The sequence below is a fragment of the Mammaliicoccus sp. D-M19 genome (assembly GCF_022386695.1).
Taxonomy (GTDB): Bacteria; Bacillota; Bacilli; order Staphylococcales; family Staphylococcaceae; genus Mammaliicoccus; species Mammaliicoccus sciuri.
The window spans coordinates 1-16987 of the sequence record NZ_JAJNHW010000011.1 but is presented as its reverse complement, the minus strand read 5'-3'; the positions used below and the strand labels follow the sequence as shown (position 1 = coordinate 16987).

The window sequence follows — 16987 nt, the reverse complement described above, 5'->3', positions numbered from 1 at the left end:
CACATGAAAATTATTAATATTGGAGTTTTAGCTCATGTTGATGCAGGAAAAACTACCTTAACAGAAAGCTTATTATATAACAGTGGAGCGATTACAGAATTAGGAAGCGTGGACAAAGGTACAACGAGGACGGATAATACGCTTTTAGAACGTCAGAGAGGAATTACAATTCAGACAGGAATAACCTCTTTTCAGTGGGAAAATACGAAGGTGAACATCATAGACACGCCAGGACATATGGATTTCTTAGCAGAAGTATATCGTTCATTATCAGTTTTAGATGGGGCAATTCTACTGATTTCTGCAAAAGATGGCGTACAAGCACAAACTCGTATATTATTTCATGCACTTAGGAAAATGGGGATTCCCACAATCTTTTTTATCAATAAGATTGACCAAAATGGAATTGATTTATCAACGGTTTATCAGGATATTAAAGAGAAACTTTCTGCCGAAATTGTAATCAAACAGAAGGTAGAACTGTATCCTAATATGTGTGTGACGAACTTTACCGAATCTGAACAATGGGATACGGTAATAGAGGGAAACGATGACCTTTTAGAGAAATATATGTCCGGTAAATCATTAGAAGCATTGGAACTCGAACAAGAGGAAAGCATAAGATTTCAGAATTGTTCTCTGTTCCCTCTTTATCATGGAAGTGCAAAAAGTAATATAGGGATTGATAACCTTATAGAAGTTATTACTAATAAATTTTATTCATCAACACATCGAGGTCCGTCTGAACTTTGCGGAAATGTTTTCAAAATTGAATATACAAAAAAAAGACAACGTCTTGCATATATACGCCTTTATAGTGGAGTACTACATTTACGAGATTCGGTTAGAGTATCAGAAAAAGAAAAAATAAAAGTTACAGAAATGTATACTTCAATAAATGGTGAATTATGTAAGATTGATAGAGCTTATTCTGGAGAAATTGTTATTTTGCAAAATGAGTTTTTGAAGTTAAATAGTGTTCTTGGAGATACAAAACTATTGCCACAGAGAAAAAAGATTGAAAATCCGCACCCTCTACTACAAACAACTGTTGAACCGAGTAAACCTGAACAGAGAGAAATGTTGCTTGATGCCCTTTTGGAAATCTCAGATAGTGATCCGCTTCTACGATATTACGTGGATTCTACGACACATGAAATTATACTTTCTTTCTTAGGGAAAGTACAAATGGAAGTGATTAGTGCACTGTTGCAAGAAAAGTATCATGTGGAGATAGAACTAAAAGAGCCTACAGTCATTTATATGGAGAGACCGTTAAAAAATGCAGAATATACCATTCACATCGAAGTGCCGCCAAATCCTTTCTGGGCTTCCATTGGTTTATCTGTATCACCGCTTCCGTTGGGAAGTGGAATGCAGTATGAGAGCTCGGTTTCTCTTGGATACTTAAATCAATCATTTCAAAATGCAGTTATGGAAGGGATACGCTATGGTTGCGAACAAGGATTATATGGTTGGAATGTGACGGATTGTAAAATCTGTTTTAAGTACGGTTTATACTATAGCCCTGTTAGTACTCCAGCAGATTTTCGGATGCTTACTCCTATTGTACTGGAGCAAGCCTTTAGAAAAGCTGGAACAGAATTGTTAGAGCCATATCTTAGTTTTAAAGTTTATGCACCACAGGAATATCTTTCACGGGCATATAACGATGCTCCCAAATATTGTGCAAATATCGTAAATACTCAACTGAAAAATAATGAGGTCATTATTATTGGAGAAATTCCTGCTCGATGTATTCAAGATTATCGCAATGATTTAACTTTTTTTACAAATGGGCTTAGTGTTTGTTTAGCAGAGCTAAAAGGATATCAGGTTACCACTGGCGAACCTGTTTGCCAGACCCGTCGTCTAAATAGTCGGATAGATAAAGTAAGATATATGTTCAATAAAATAACTTAGTGCGTTTTATGTTGTTATATAAATATGGTTTCTTATTAAATAAGATGAAATATTCTTTAATATAGATTTGAATTAAAGTGGAAAGGAGGAGATTGTTATTATAAACTACAAGTGGATATTGTGTCCTATTTGTGGAAATAAAACAAGACTACGAATACGAGTGGATACTATACTTAAAAATTTCCCTTTATACTGCCCCAAATGTAAGAACGAAACTTTAATTAATGTTCAAAAAATGAATATAATAACAATCAAAGAGCCAGACGCCAAGACGCAGAGCCGATAATTTGAGAAATGAAACTCTCATCTTATCGGCTCTTTTTGTTTATCTGAATTTTACTGACTAGCCTTCAATATTTCTTGCTTCATTGATACCTTTTGCTAGTGCTTCCATTAAGGATAGTTCTTTGTCTGTAAAGCTATCCATGTATTTTTCTATCTGTAGCCTTCGAGTGCTTTTTATCAAATTATCTGTAGGTAAGAAAAATTCATCAATAGACACATGGAGTAATGATACAAGATCATAAAGCACCTGTGTACTTGGGTGTTGCCCTTTATTTTCTATATTTGTTAAATAACGTGGGTCAATTTCAATGATTGTTCCTACTTGTTCACGGGTGAGACCACGTTTTATTCGAGCCTCTTTAATCGCTAGACCAACGGCTCTAAAATCGTATTTATCTTCTTTTTTACGCATAATAAACCACCTCTATACATTTTACTGTTCCTATCCAAGTGGAAACAGGTATAGAAAAACGTGTTATGTAGTTTGTGAGTTCTTTTAAGAGCGCTATTATGCTTATGAATGTGATAAATCCAATCTCAAATAGAAAGGTCGCTGATTTTATTTACCCATACAACTATATAAAATTTAGTTATGCTGCTAAAAAGTAGATAAAATTGGCGACTGAATGGAGGTCACAGTCGCCATGAAAAAGATACGTCACTATCTAATTCTCTTAATTAGGTTCTTATCAAAAAAACTTACCCACCTACACTAGATAAATATGACCATCAATGTGGTTTTACAAATCGTATAGACAGAACAATTGAAGCACATGAACAGAGAAAACAATCTGTTTATGTGTTTTTTTGGCTACTTCGTGAATATCTTTTAAGATTTTTCTTCACTTATGCAACAAATCCCCCTTTCGTGTCGGGACTTAGTATGAAGGGAGATAAAGAAGTACATGCCACTCCCTTTCACGACAGAAAGGGGGTGAAAAACATGAAACCATCTTCTTTTCAAGAAACCATAGAAAATCAGTTTGACTATATCTGCAAACAAGCCATTGAAGATGAACGGAAAGATTATTTCAAACATCTAAGCAGACTGTCCAAAAAAGAAGTTTCATTTTCTGAAATAGATAACTACCTTGTCACCTCTTTTTCTACGGTTGATACGTATGTCACTGATTTTCAACTATTCACATTGTATGGATTAAGAATCAATGTTGAAAGTGATTTGTTAAGCGAAGCCTTACGCCACCTTCCAGAGAACAAGCGGAACATCATTTTACTTCATTATTTTATGGATATGAGTGATGTGGAAATTGCAGAATTACTAAATGTAAATCGTTCAACAGTTTATCGTCATCGAATAAGTGGACTAGCCATGATTAAAGAATTCATGAAGGAGTGTAAAGAATGAAAACAGCCTATCCAAGGGTTCCCTTCCCCCTCATTGTAAAGGCGACAGATGGCGACGTGGAAGCAATTAATCAGATTGTTAAACATTATCGAGGGTATACCTCAAAACGTTCTTTGCGTCGCATGACAGACGAATATGGCAATTCTCATATGGTTATTGATGAAACCCTACGTGGCAGAATGGAAACAAAACTCATCACCAAGATTTTAGCGTTCGAAATTAAATAATCTCATTTTTTCGTGGAAGCGTGTTGAACCGTTCCACGCTTCCCGATTTGGGAGGTTTGTTATTCCATCAAAGCCTACTGTATGTTCAGTATGTTTTGATAGGCTAACAAGCCAAACGTTCTTTGACAATTGAATAAAGCCAATCGAATACGTTTCGATAAGAAAAGAGCCAACGAACTAACACGCCATGATCTATGAAGATAGCGAGCGATTCATGTTAAAACTTCGTAAACAATCTTTAGCAGGATTGTTGCCATGACTTTCTTATCGTGATAATGATACTCCCGTATAGCCACAGTCCGAGCGTTAGTAGCGTCGCAGACAATGGGTACGGCTACATGAAAATCATGCAGGGGTGAAATGCCCGTGAGCTTTGCTAGAGCTGTTCGATTGCTGGGATATTCTTCTCTTGTCAATGTATTATCATAAAAATATTTGATATAATTATAGGTGAATATTGGAGTTTTCCTAGCCTATAATGGGAAAGGAGTAATAATGATAACGGTCACAAAAAAAGATTTAGTTGAGCTAGGATATGGAACTTCTTTTTCAGCAGACATCATAAAAAAAGCAAAAGAATTGATGATTACAAAAGGGCATACCTACTATCAATCTCGAAAGTTAGATAGAGTCCCTCGTGAAGCTGTTGAAGAAATTCTAGGAATTCGGTTTTCAAATGAAAACAGGTCTGAGTAGTTTTTGCACAGTAAGGAGTAAAAACTATGGTTAAAGACCCAATAAAAAAAGCAAAGAATGGAACCTATTATTTTCGTGCAAATCTAGGTTATGATTCTAAAGGAAAAAAAATTCAAAAATATCGTAGTGGATTCACTACTAAAAAAGAAGCAAGAGAAGAATATTCAAAACTACTACTGATGAAACCAGAAGAATTAAGTGAGAATAAGGATAAAATGACGTTTAATCATTATATCTTTGAAATTTTTCTTCCATGGTATAAGACACAGGTAAAGCTCAGAACATATGAAAATCGCTTACCAACTATTAAGAAACATTTCTCTTATTTTGATAAAATGGCTGTTTCCGATATTGAGCCTATTGATGTGCAAAATTGGCAACTAAAATTATCAAAGAAATGTAAGTCTTCTTATGTGAGAGCTGTTCAAGGACTATTTTCAGTTGCTATGGATCGAGCAATTGTCCTTGGGATAACCACCACAAATCCATCTAAGATTATTGGCAATGTGAAAAAGCAAAAGTCTAAAATTGAATTTTGGACAAAAGAAGAATTTGAAAAAGTAATCTCTCTAATTTATAAAGAAGATTACTATCAACACTTTTTATTTATCTCTCTGTGGTTTTTATTTATGACTGGAATGCGAATTGGTGAAGCTACTGCCATTCAATGGGAAGATATTGATTTTGACTCTGGAGTACTAACCATCAACAAAACACTTTATTACAAGAATCAATCGGATTATAGATTTGTTGAACCAAAAACAAAGGCGAGTGTTCGTCATATTGTATTAGATGAATGTACTCTAAATTATCTATCCGAATGGAAGAAAGCACAACAAAATCTAATTCAGACAGACTTTGTAATGAGCTATAACGGTATTCCTACCCAAAAACATACGCTAGCACATGCTATTGAACGCTATGCTAAGCTGGCTAGTATTCATCGAATCAGAATTCATGGTTTACGGCATTCGCATGCTTCCTTGTTAATCAGTATGGGAGAAAACCCACTCATCATTAAAGACCGTTTAGGACATGAAGATATTGAGACGACTTTAGGAACGTATGGACATCTTTATCCTAACAGTAATTTTGAGGTAGCTAACAAATTAAATGGAGCCATTTCCTTTAAAGAAGCAAAACAAAATTATGATACTTCACCAAAGAATCAATTTACTGTAGACTACTTGCGAAACAAAGAAATGAAAAAAGTGCAATAAAAGTGCAGTAAAAAAATAAGAAGAGCCAGAAACCCTTGATAAACAAGGATTTCTGGCTCTCCTACAACTACTCCCACTCGATTGTGCTTGGGGGCTTAGATGTAATGTCATAGACAACTCTATTTACGTGGTCTACTTCGTTTACGATACGGCTTGATACTTTTTGTAAGACTTCCCAGTCAATTCTTGCGAAGTCACTTGTCATGCCGTCTATTGATGTTACTGCACGTACGCCGACTGTGTAGTCATATGTACGGTAGTCTCCCATAACACCTACTGAACGGATATCTGGTAACACTGTGAAGTATTGCCAAATGTCTCTTTCTAGACCTTCTTCACGCACGACTTCTCTTAGAATTGCGTCTGATTCTCTTACGATTTCTAATTTTTCTTCAGTAATTTCACCTAATACACGAATTCCTAAACCTGGGCCTGGGAATGGTTGGCGCCATACTAAATGTTCTGGTATGCCTAATTCGATTCCTAGTGCTCGTACTTCGTCTTTAAATAGTGTATTAATTGGTTCGATTAATTGGAACTGCATGTCTTCTGGTAATCCACCTACGTTATGGTGTGATTTAATCGTTTGTGCAGTCTTTGTACCTGACTCAATAATATCTGTATATAGCGTACCTTGTGCAAGGAAATCTACACCTTCTAATTTTGATGCTTCGTCATCAAATACATATACAAATTCATTACCGATAATTTTACGTTTTTTCTCAGGATCTGAAACGCCAGCTAATTTATTCATGAAACGTTCTTTGGCATCTACTCTAATGATGTTCATATTGAATCCTTCACCAAAGTTCTCCATTACCATGTCGCCTTCACCTTTTCTAAGCAAGCCATGGTCTACGAAGATACAAGTTAATTGATCGCCAATTGCTTTATGAAGTAATACTGCTACAACTGATGAATCAACGCCACCACTCATCGCACATAATACTTTACGATCGCCAACTTGTTCTCTAATTTTTTCTACTTCGATTTCAACAAAGTTTTCCATTGTCCAGTTTCCTGTACATTCACAAACACGACGAATGAAGTTTCTTAATAAGTCATTTCCGTATTCAGTATGTCTTACTTCTGGATGGAATTGTACACCGTATAATTTTCTTGATTTATCTTCAATTGCTGCATTTTGACAACTTGGGCTGTCTGCAATGATTTCAAAGTTCTCAGGAATATCGATTACTTTGTCACTGTGACTCATCCAAACTGTTTGACTGTTAGGTAAGCTGAAGAATAACTCGTCATCTGATTTAACATTTAATGTTGCTTTACCGTATTCACGTTCGTTAGCTCTTTCTACAGAACCACCTAATAATTTAGTCATTAATTGCATACCGTAACAAATACCTAAAACAGGAATACCTAGTTCAAAGATTTCAGGATCAACTGTGAATGATCCTTCTTCGTATACTGAATTTGGTCCACCTGAAAGTATAATACCTTTAGGATTCATTTTTTTAATTTCTTCGATAGAGATTTCATGGTCGTGTAACTCACTGTATACGCCCATTTCTCTTATACGACGTGTAATCAATTGATTATATTGACTGCCAAAATCCAATACAAGAATTAACTCTTGTTCAAAAGCCATTTCCATAATTGTAGTTCTCCTTTAATTAAAATGAGTAGTTTGGTGCTTCTTTAGTAATTTGAACATCATGTGGATGTGATTCTTTAAGGCCTGCGCCAGTCATTCTAATAAACTGAGCTTCTTCTCTTAATTGTTCTAGGTTAGCTGATCCTGTGTAACCCATACCGCTCTTAATACCGCCAATTAATTGATAAATTGTATCTTGTAATGGGCCTTTAAAGTCAATTCTACCTTCAATGCCTTCTGGTACAAATTTCTTAGCTGCAGTATCTTCTTGGAAGTAACGGTCTTTAGAACCTTGTTCCATCGCACCAAGTGATCCCATACCACGATAAACTTTGTATTGACGACCTTGGAAGATTTCTGTTTGTCCAGGGCTTTCTTCTGTACCAGCAAGTAAGCTACCTAACATAACTGCATTTCCGCCTGCTGCTAAAGCTTTCGCGATATCACCTGAGAATTTAATACCACCGTCAGCAATAATTGCTTTACCATAGTTACGCGCTTCCGTTGCACAATCATAAATAGCTGTAATTTGAGGTACACCTACACCTGCAACGACACGTGTTGTACAGATTGAACCTGGTCCAATACCAACTTTAACCACGTCTGCTCCCGCTTCAAACAATGCTTTAGTACCTTCACCAGTTGCAACGTTACCTGCGATAATTGTAACTTCTGGATATGATTCACTAATATGTTTAACGACTTCTAAGACACCTTTAGAGTGACCATGTGCAGTATCAATAACAAGTGCATCTGCTCCCGCTTCTACTAATTTTTGAGCACGAATTGGTGTATCTTTAGCGATACCTAATGCTGCTGCAACAAGTAGACGTCCTTCACTGTCTTTTGCTGCATATGGGAATTCGATTACTTTTTCAATATCTTTAATTGTAATTAATCCTTTAAGTTTACCCTCTTCAGAAATTAATGGAAGTTTTTCAATTTTATATTTTTGTAAAATTTCTTCTGCTTGTTCTAACGTTGTACCAACTGGCGCTGTTACTAAATCTTCTTTAGTCATAACATCAGAAATTTTAATTGAGAAGTTCTCGATAAATCTTAAGTCACGGTTTGTAATAATACCGATAAGTTCCATATCTTCTTCGTTATTAACGATTGGAACACCAGAAATACGGTATTTACTCATCAATGCTTCTGCTGCGTACACTTGCTCTTCAGGTGTTAAGAAGAATGGGTTCGTAATAACGCCATTTTCAGAACGTTTAACTTTTTGTACTTCATCTGCTTGATTTTCTATAGACATGTTCTTATGAATAACACCTAAGCCACCTTGTCTAGCCATAGCAATCGCCATTTTAGCTTCAGTAACAGTATCCATACCAGCTGAAATGATTGGAATATTTAACTTAATATTTTTTGAAAGAGATACACTTAAGTCGACATCACTTGGTAATACCTCTGATTTTGCTGGTACTAATAATACATCATCGAACGTTAAGCCTTCTTTTTGAAATTTGTTTTCCCACATGTATATAACCTCCATTAATTTATTTTCATATTTATTATTTCACATTTTCACTGTTTTGTTGATTGTTTAATCCATTAAAACATAAATTTAATATAATAGCTGAGAAAGTACCTAATACGATACCATTTTGTGTTAACCATGCATAGTTTTCTCCAAATGTTTCAAGTGCTTGAGGTACTGCTGTAATACCTGCACCAATTCCGACCGATACGGCAATAACGAGTAAATTGTTTTGTTTGTTAAAATCTATGCCACCAAGCATTTTCACACCGTATGCCATAACCATTCCAAACATCGCAATCATCGCACCACCTAGAACTGGAAATGGAATCATACTTGCTAATGCACCGAGTTTAGGTATGGAGCCACAAACGATTAATAACGCAACCATCATATACATGATTTGATTCTTTTTAGCTCCAGACAATGAAACTAGCCCGACGTTTTGAGAATAAGCTGTGTAAGGAAACGCATTAAAAATTGAACCAATGATAATCGCAATTCCTTCAGCTCTATAACCTTTTGATAAATCTTTTCTAGTAATAGGTTGTTTCGTAATTTCACTTAAAGCATGATACACGCCTGTTGATTCAATCAAACTAACGATTGCAATAATGACAAAGACGATTGTTGTACCAAATTCAAATTCAAAACCACTAAATCTAAATGGTCTAGGTAATTCTAACCAATTGGAAGTTTTTAAATTCGATGTATCCACTAATCCATAGAAGGAAGCGACGGTTGTGCCTATTAATAAACCGAGCAATATCGCTATAGATTTAATGAACCCTTTAGATAATCTTTGTATTAATAAGATGATCACTAATGTAAATAATCCTAAGAATATATTTTTACTATCTCCATAATGCTTTTCACCTTGACCACCAGCTAAATAATTCATGGCAACTGGCATTAACGTAATACCGATTATTGTAACGACACTTCCTGTAACAACAGGTGGAAATAATTTTACTAAATACGAGAAAAATGGAGAAATTAAGACTACAATAACCCCTGAAAGAAATATAGAACCGTACAACACACCTATTCCGTGTGTATTACCAACTAGAATCATTGGTGCAACTGCAGTAAATGTACATCCCAAGACTACCGGCAGTCCAATTCCTATTCCTTTATATACTTGTAAAAATGTTGCTACACCACACATAAAGATATCAATTGCGACTAAGTAAGCCACTTCTTCAGGTGTGAATTTTAAAGCAGATCCGACGATAATAGGTACCATTATGGCACCAGCATACATAGCAAGTAAATGTTGAACACTTAAGATGAAATTTTTCATGTTATTCTCCTACCAGTTTGACTGTATTTCCTAATAATGAAGCAACTTGGCATAGAGATAAGACTTCTAATCCTTCAGATTCCAACTTCTCTCTGCCCGGTTGGAAACTTTTTTCTATAACAATTCCAATTCCAGATGTTGTTGCATTTGCTGCTTGAACTAAGCGATGTAATCCTAATGATGCTTCTCCATTCGCTAAAAAGTCATCAATAATTAATACATGATCATCCTCATTTAAAAATTGTTTCGCAATAACCACTGTACTCGTTGTATTTTTAGTAAATGAGTGAATATCTGTTTGATAAAATTCAGATGTCATTGTAGATGGTTTTGCTTTTTTCGCAAATAAACATGGCACATCTAAATGTAAGGATGCCATAATAGCAGGCGCGATACCTGACGCTTCAATCGTAAGTACTTTCGTAATTTTCTTGTCTTTAAAATGTTCCGTAATAACTTGACCAACTTCATACATTAACTTTGCATCAATTTGGTGATTTAAAAATGAATCAACCTTAAGAATCTTTTCATCGATGACTACACCATCTTCTTTAACCCTATCTTGTAGTGTCCTCACACTACTCGCCTCCTCATTTAGATTAAAAAAAACACACCTTAATCCTAGAAAATAGGTAAGATGAGTAAAAAATAATATAAAACCACACCATTTTGGATAGTCTGATTCCAGTGTTATTCATTTACTCATAGTCGTGTCGTTTAAGGCAACACGGTAGAAACTTCCAAAGCCATATTCTTCAGATTATATGAGTTTTTAGTAATAAATTATTCATTGATAATAACAAAATTTCAGTATTTTTACAATAGGCAAAACCTTATGTTAGCGCTATTTTAAGCGGTTTTAAATAGACTGAAAAATCTAAATAATTAGAAAGTTAATAGAATTTTGTTTGATTCTCCTCCACAAGGGTATTTGTGAATTATATTGTATTTACGTAGACAATATTTATTAAGTATGTAAACACCTAGAGAATAATCACTGTTGATAAGATTTTTACACATTACAAATTTATGGAGGTTTTAGTATGGGTAAAATAGAAAAATTTAGTAGCGAAAGTGATTTACTGCAACGTATTGATCAATTAAAAGAAGAAGGCGTCGGAGAAAGTGACTTACAAGTTATTTCCGAAGACAGGTTAGATGATAACTCCTTAGACTACACGGATGTTAAAGTGAAGAACTCAAGAGGTTCATTTAGTGACAAGATTACTGCACTATTCTCAGGTGAAAGTGCTGAAGAACGTGTACTATCTAGTTTAAATGTTCCAGAAGAAGAATTAGATGGATACAAACAAGAACTTAATAACGGAAAAATATTATTATATGTTGATAATGACAATATAAGTGATACTGAAAACTATGATTCAGATCACCCTAAAGACTCTCAAACAGGAAATGAGCATTACGATAACACGAAACCATTTTCTAGTGATGAGAGCGAAGAAAGTGGCGTATCTAAAGGTACAGCTGCTGGTGCCGGATTAGGTGCAGGTGCTGCGGGCGCTGGTGCCGCTGCCGCGCATTCATCTTCTGATCAAGATCATGATGAAGCTGTAGATGAAGCATCTGATTTTGATAAAGCTGAAAGAGAAGATGAATTTAATCAGCAACAAGATGAAGTATCTGAAAATGATATTACTAAAGGTGCTGAAACAGAAAAAACAGAAGCATCATCATTCGATAATGAAGCTGAAACAGATAGAGATGTAAATACTAATCGATATGGTAATAATATTAATGAAGAAGATGTAGCCCATGATGATGTAGATGATTCAAACATCAACCATGATGGCACATCAACTTCAGCTAATTTAGCTGGTGCTTCAGGTCTTGGCGCTGCTGGTTATGCAAACGAACAAAGAGAACAACAAGAAACAGAAGATGAAGTACAAGATGATAGAAGAGTCTACTCTAGCGATAATGAAAGAGATTTAGAAGACTTGAATAATCGAGAAACGACAAATACGTCTACTCAATATGGTGAAACAGATAACGTTAAAGATCAACGAGATTTAACAAGAGAAAATGAATCATCATTCTCAAGAGTGCATGATGATGATGTGGAAACAGAGCGTTCAAGCTTAAATTACGATAAACCAAACGAAAGTGTTGAGCCACCAACATCAAATGAAACAACAACACGTGAATCTAACTTCTCTTCTAGTCAAGATGAACAAGATACAAATGTTTATGCATCTCAACAGTCCTACAATAACGACACACAAGATAACAATGTAGATGAAGAAGCTGTTCAACTTCATGAAGAACGTCTAAATGTAGACAAAGAGAATGTTGAAACAGGTGAAGCATCTGTTGATAAACATGTTGTTGAAGAAGAACAAGAATTTGATGTACCTGTTGAACGTGAAGAAGTAACAATCGAACGTAGACCTGTTAATGAGAAAGTAGACGAAGATTTTAACGCAAATGATGATGATTCCGTACACATTCCATTACACGAAGAACGTGTAAACGTAGAAAAAGAAAATGTCATATCTGAAGAAATCGTCATTAAGAAAAATAAAGTTCAAGATACTGAACATGTTTCTGAAAAAGTCAGACATGAAGAAGCAGATATCAATAACCCTACAGATGATAATCCTAAATAAGACAATATAATATCTTAAGAGGCTGGGACATAGTGTAATGTCCCGGTCTCTCTTTTTATTTCCTCAATACGATACTACTACCATTAAAATCTTATGTTATAATATTATAAAATATTGATTATGAGGGGTTCATAACTATGAATTTTGAAGTTGTCACATCTATCGATGATCCATTATTCAAAAAAGCATTAGAAATGTATGAAGATATTTTCAAGGCAGAGTTGCGAGAAGACCGCCATGTCTTTATCCATTCGCTAACATCTGATTACATAAAGAAACATTATATATTTTTAGTTGGTTTAATTGATGACACGGTCGTAAGTTTATCTACAGGTCATTATGAACCTACAACAAATTCAGCTTTTATTATTTATTTAATGACGCATCCTGAATACCGCAATCAGCGTGTTGGCGGACAAACATTGGAAAGAATTGAAACAGAACTTCATAAACATGCTCAAGATGTTCATGGAAGAGATGCTAACATGATTATGTTGGAATCGTTTGGAGAAGAATCATACGAAAACAACAGTGGTAAAGAAGAAGCGATTTTACGTAAGAACTTCTTTAATAGACATGGTTATGAAGTTCAACAAGACATCCCTTATATACAACCGAATCCACAAAAATCATTAGCACCTACGCCAATAGATTTATATATTAAGCAATACTTGCCGCTTCAAAAAGACGTTATCTCACCGAGTATTCGTTCTTGTTACATCAACAAATATATACACGGAAATGAAAACAATCGAGAATTTGTATACAAATTATTAGAATCTATGGATTTATAAATTAGAAAAGCTGACATCGCAATCGAAGTCAGCTTTTTATTGCTTTATGATATCTATCCATTAATGCACGGACACTTTCATCTTTGGCGCCTTCCGGATTTGTTCCACACCATAAATTCATATAATCCTTATTCTTTAACTTTTTAGACTGCCCTCTTAAAGGTTGTGTTAATATATTTTGAATAGGATACGGACAAATATCATCTTTAAACTGTTCCATATACTGTATAAATGGATTTATAATACCATTTGCATAACGGCCACTAAACGTATTCGTTAATATAATATCATCTGGATGTGCCTTTAATATGCCCTCTTTATGCACTTCTGGCGCACCACTTTCATGTGTCGTTAAGAATGCTGTACCCAGTTGAACTGCACTAGCACCTTTTTGAATATAATTTTTCGCTAATTCAGGTGTTGTGATACCACCCGCTACTATTAATGGAACGTTAATCAAAGGATACGTTTGATTAAACAATTGCTCAGTTGTAAGGCGATTTTCTGGCAATGATTGTTCAAATGAACCTCTATGACCACCCGCTTCACTACCTTGAATCACTATCGCATCAATACCTATGGATTCCAAAGCTTGAGCTTCATTTACATCTGTTGCTGTCCCTATTACATTAATATGATGACCATGTAATTTGCGAACGAGTCTTTCTGAAGGCTTACCAAATGTGAAGCTTACATATTCAACATGTTTATCTATAATCACGTTTAACATGTCATCAAAATTCACATCTATTGAAACATCCTGTATTTGTTTGCTGTTTAATTTTTCAGTTATGGGATGTAATATTTTATTCATAAAATCAACTTTTTCTTGATCAACAGCCGGATACTCTGGCACAAATAAATTGACGCCGAACGGTTCAGTCGTCATTTGTCTAATTTGGTCTATATCTTTAGCTAAAGCATCAGGCGTCATATATCCAGCACCAATTTGTCCAAAGCCGCCTTCATTACAAACCGAAGCCACTAAATCAGGTGTTGTAATACCTCCAGCCATACCCGCTAGAAAAATCGGTTTATCCAGTTCTGTGATTAATATTTTCGATTCCAATGACAATCCCTCCTAAAAAAATTTATTTCGTAAGCTAATCATTTTATTTTTTTAGTTAATTGGTGCATTATAATGACATCATACTAAAAGGAGAAATAAAATGACACACTCAAAGCTTTCATTAACTGAAATTATTAATAAAAGAAAATCAGTTAAAGAATTCGACCCAAACTTCAAAATTCCAAGAGAAGAAATAAAAGAAATGATAGCACTTGCTACTAAAGCACCTTCATCAATCAACTTACAACCATGGCGCTTTGTTATCATCGATTCTGAAGAAACAAAACAAAAATTAGACCATCTAGTACAGTTCAACCAAAGACAATTACATTCATCAAGTGCAATTATTCTTGTACTTGCAGATTTAAAACACGCTGAATATGTGAGCGATATTTACGAGAAGAATGTTGAACTTGGTTATATGGATGAAAATTCAAAAGATTACTTTATTGAAACAATTTCAAATTTAATTAGCAGTGCTGACGAAAGTTACTTTAATGCACAAGGTTTAATGGATGCAAACTTAGCCTCTATGCAATTAATGCTTATTGCGACTGATCATGGTTACGATACAAACCCTATCGGCGGATTTGACAAAACAGCTGTATTAGAAGCATTAAATATTGATACTTCTAGATATGTACCAGCTCATTTAATCGCTATTGGTAAAGGTGTTAAACCACCACATGATTCTAGTAGATTACCAGTAGATAGAATCATCGCTTGGAATGATGAAAGTAACGGTTCAATCGGCGAATAAGTTCTTTATTCGTTCTATTAATTATAATACCCTATCGGCAACTAACTTATGTTGCCGATATTTTTTAATATTGCATTATCCAAAAATATAGTGTAAAATTCATTGCTGTGAGTTTTATTTTTTTACTTAAAAGCTTTACCGCTTTAAAGTGAATATCAATTAAAAGAAGGTATATATATGAAAAATTTATCTCAATGGTCGTCCAGTATCGGTTTCGTTCTAGCAAGTGCCGGGTCAGCTATAGGAATTGGTGCTGTATGGAAATTCCCATACATGGCTGGAACATACGGTGGTGGCGCATTTTTATTAATATTTATTATTTTCACATTGCTTGTTGGCTTACCACTACTTTTAAGTGACTTTGTATTGGGTCGCTATGGTAGAACATATTCTACTAACATCTTCAAAAAAGTGTCCGGTAAATCATCTTGGAATTTAGTAGGATGGCTTGGAAATTTAACAGTCTTTGTACTATTTTCATTCTATAGTGTTATCGGTGGTTGGATCATTTTATATATTATACGTACACTTTTAGACACCTTTGGATTAACGCAATCACATAATTACGGCAACATCTTTAATGATTATATATCTAACCCATTTTATTCATTAGCGAGTCAGTTTGCTTTTATACTTTTCACTGTAGTTATTGTCAGTAAAGGTGTAGAAAAAGGTATCGAGAAAGCTTCAAAAGTCATGATGCCACTTTTATTTATATCGTTCGTAATTGTCATTATTAGATCGATCACTTTAGACGGCGCTTTAGACGGAATTCAATATTTCCTACAACCAAAAGTATCGGATTTAAGTGCTGAAGGTATACTATATGCCCTAGGACAATCGTTCTTCGCATTATCATTAGGAACATGTGGTATGATGACATACGCTTCATATTTAGATCGTAAAACAAATATCGTCAAAAGTGCGAATGCCATTGTATGGATGAACATAGCTGTATCAATAGCAGCCGGGTTAGCCATCTTCCCAGCTATTTTCGCATTTGGATTAGAACCTAACCAAGGACCAGGATTATTATTTATCGTCCTTCCACAAGTATTTGATCAAATGTTTGTCGGTCAATTATTCTATTTACTATTTTTAATATTATTTTTATTCGCAGCCATTACATCTTCAATTTCGTTATTAGAATTGAATATCTCAAACATTACTAAAAATAATAATGATAATAGAAAAAAATGGTCATATATCATTGGTATATTAGTCTTTATATTCGGGATACCATCAGCACTTTCAAACGGGTTACTCCAAGACTTTACATTCGGTGTCGGTACATTCTTTGATAATATGGATTACTTAGTCGCGAATATCTTAATGCCAATAGGTGCATTAGGCGTAACCATCTTTGTTGGTCATATATTCAATAAAGAAATCATTATGAAAGAATTAAATATGAGCGATACTAAAAAAGGAAGACTCTTTGTAAATACATGGTATTTCTTAGTTAAATTTGTACTTCCAATTATCATCATCGCCGTATTCATCGGGCAATTAATTTAAATAACGCAAATCAAAACCACCCGTTTAACGGGTGGTTTGTTCTGCGGCTATAAGCTTCTATTACTGACCAGCCCTAAAAGGGCACTGAGAAGATCAGC

At 34.7% G+C, this 16987-nt stretch carries 16 protein-coding genes and 1 riboswitch; of the genes, 10 read left to right on the top strand and 6 right to left on the bottom strand.

Annotated elements, in window-relative coordinates:
- Positions 1-3: 3 nt before the first annotated feature.
- A complete protein-coding gene (tet(M), locus tag LQ675_RS14100) occupies positions 4-1923 on the top strand; it encodes a tetracycline resistance ribosomal protection protein Tet(M) (RefSeq protein WP_000691737.1) in 1920 nt (639 codons plus the stop codon).
- A 118-nt stretch (positions 1924-2041) separates the two neighbouring features.
- Positions 2042-2209, top strand: coding sequence for a cysteine-rich KTR domain-containing protein (locus LQ675_RS14095; protein WP_001803271.1), 168 nt, complete (start codon positions 2042-2044; stop codon positions 2207-2209).
- Positions 2210-2266: 57 nt separating this feature from the next.
- Here the strand turns inward: LQ675_RS14095 and LQ675_RS14090 are convergent, their stop codons facing one another.
- Positions 2267-2620 (bottom strand): helix-turn-helix transcriptional regulator, encoded by a 354-nt coding sequence (locus tag LQ675_RS14090; RefSeq protein ID WP_001227349.1) that lies wholly within the window; start codon positions 2618-2620, stop codon positions 2267-2269.
- A 531-nt stretch (positions 2621-3151) separates the two neighbouring features.
- Here LQ675_RS14090 and LQ675_RS14085 point away from each other — a divergent pair.
- From LQ675_RS14085 to LQ675_RS14070, 4 genes are all read left to right on the top strand, one after another.
- Positions 3152-3574, top strand: coding sequence for an RNA polymerase sigma factor (locus LQ675_RS14085; RefSeq protein WP_000804878.1), 423 nt, complete (start codon positions 3152-3154; stop codon positions 3572-3574).
- Positions 3571-3801: a helix-turn-helix domain-containing protein gene (locus LQ675_RS14080; RefSeq protein WP_000845144.1), complete on the top strand. Its 231-nt coding sequence runs from the start codon at positions 3571-3573 to the stop codon at positions 3799-3801. Before LQ675_RS14085 ends, LQ675_RS14080 begins: the two co-directional genes overlap by 4 nt.
- 495 nt (positions 3802-4296) lie before the next feature.
- Entirely contained in the window at positions 4297-4497 is a 201-nt protein-coding gene (locus LQ675_RS14075; RefSeq protein WP_000633909.1) for a DUF3173 domain-containing protein, read from the top strand.
- 26 nt (positions 4498-4523) lie between these two features.
- Complete coding sequence (locus LQ675_RS14070; protein WP_000237798.1) at positions 4524-5717, top strand: site-specific integrase; 1194 nt, start codon at positions 4524-4526, stop codon at positions 5715-5717.
- Positions 5718-5784: 67 nt separating this feature from the next.
- Here LQ675_RS14070 and guaA read toward each other — a convergent pair whose 3' ends face one another.
- The 4 genes from guaA to xpt are packed head-to-tail and all read right to left on the bottom strand — an operon-like array spanning position 5785 to position 10698.
- Entirely contained in the window at positions 5785-7329 is a 1545-nt protein-coding gene (guaA, locus tag LQ675_RS14065; RefSeq protein ID WP_048540252.1) for a glutamine-hydrolyzing GMP synthase, read from the bottom strand.
- Between the two features lie 19 nt (positions 7330-7348).
- Entirely contained in the window at positions 7349-8818 is a 1470-nt protein-coding gene (guaB, locus tag LQ675_RS14060; protein WP_048540251.1) for an IMP dehydrogenase, read from the bottom strand.
- 34 nt (positions 8819-8852) lie between these two features.
- Positions 8853-10121 carry a nucleobase:cation symporter-2 family protein gene (locus LQ675_RS14055; protein WP_048540250.1) on the bottom strand — a complete coding sequence of 423 codons (1269 nt, stop codon included), beginning with the start codon at positions 10119-10121 and terminating at the stop codon, positions 8853-8855.
- 1 nt (position 10122) lies between these two features.
- Complete coding sequence (gene xpt / locus LQ675_RS14050) at positions 10123-10698, bottom strand: xanthine phosphoribosyltransferase (protein WP_037589423.1); 576 nt, start codon at positions 10696-10698, stop codon at positions 10123-10125.
- A gap of 108 nt (positions 10699-10806) precedes the next feature.
- Positions 10807-10909: riboswitch (purine riboswitch) on the bottom strand.
- Between the two features lie 255 nt (positions 10910-11164).
- On the opposite strand from xpt, the gene LQ675_RS14045 reads away from it, so the two are divergent.
- Both LQ675_RS14045 and LQ675_RS14040 read left to right on the top strand, forming a co-directional pair.
- Positions 11165-12748, top strand: coding sequence for a DUF2382 domain-containing protein (locus LQ675_RS14045; RefSeq protein WP_239728236.1), 1584 nt, complete (start codon positions 11165-11167; stop codon positions 12746-12748).
- A gap of 137 nt (positions 12749-12885) precedes the next feature.
- Positions 12886-13542, top strand: coding sequence for a GNAT family N-acetyltransferase (locus tag LQ675_RS14040; protein ID WP_107609133.1), 657 nt, complete (start codon positions 12886-12888; stop codon positions 13540-13542).
- Positions 13543-13570: 28 nt separating this feature from the next.
- Here the strand turns inward: LQ675_RS14040 and LQ675_RS14035 are convergent, their stop codons facing one another.
- Positions 13571-14611 carry an NAD(P)H-dependent flavin oxidoreductase gene (locus LQ675_RS14035; RefSeq protein WP_084756607.1) on the bottom strand — a complete coding sequence of 347 codons (1041 nt, stop codon included), beginning with the start codon at positions 14609-14611 and terminating at the stop codon, positions 13571-13573.
- Positions 14612-14711: 100 nt separating this feature from the next.
- Between LQ675_RS14035 and LQ675_RS14030 the strand changes: the two genes are divergently transcribed.
- Positions 14712-15371 (top strand): nitroreductase family protein, encoded by a 660-nt coding sequence (locus tag LQ675_RS14030; RefSeq protein WP_048540236.1) that lies wholly within the window; start codon positions 14712-14714, stop codon positions 15369-15371.
- 177 nt (positions 15372-15548) lie between these two features.
- Entirely contained in the window at positions 15549-16889 is a 1341-nt protein-coding gene (locus tag LQ675_RS14025; RefSeq protein ID WP_107609134.1) for a sodium-dependent transporter, read from the top strand.
- Positions 16890-16987 lie beyond the last annotated feature (98 nt).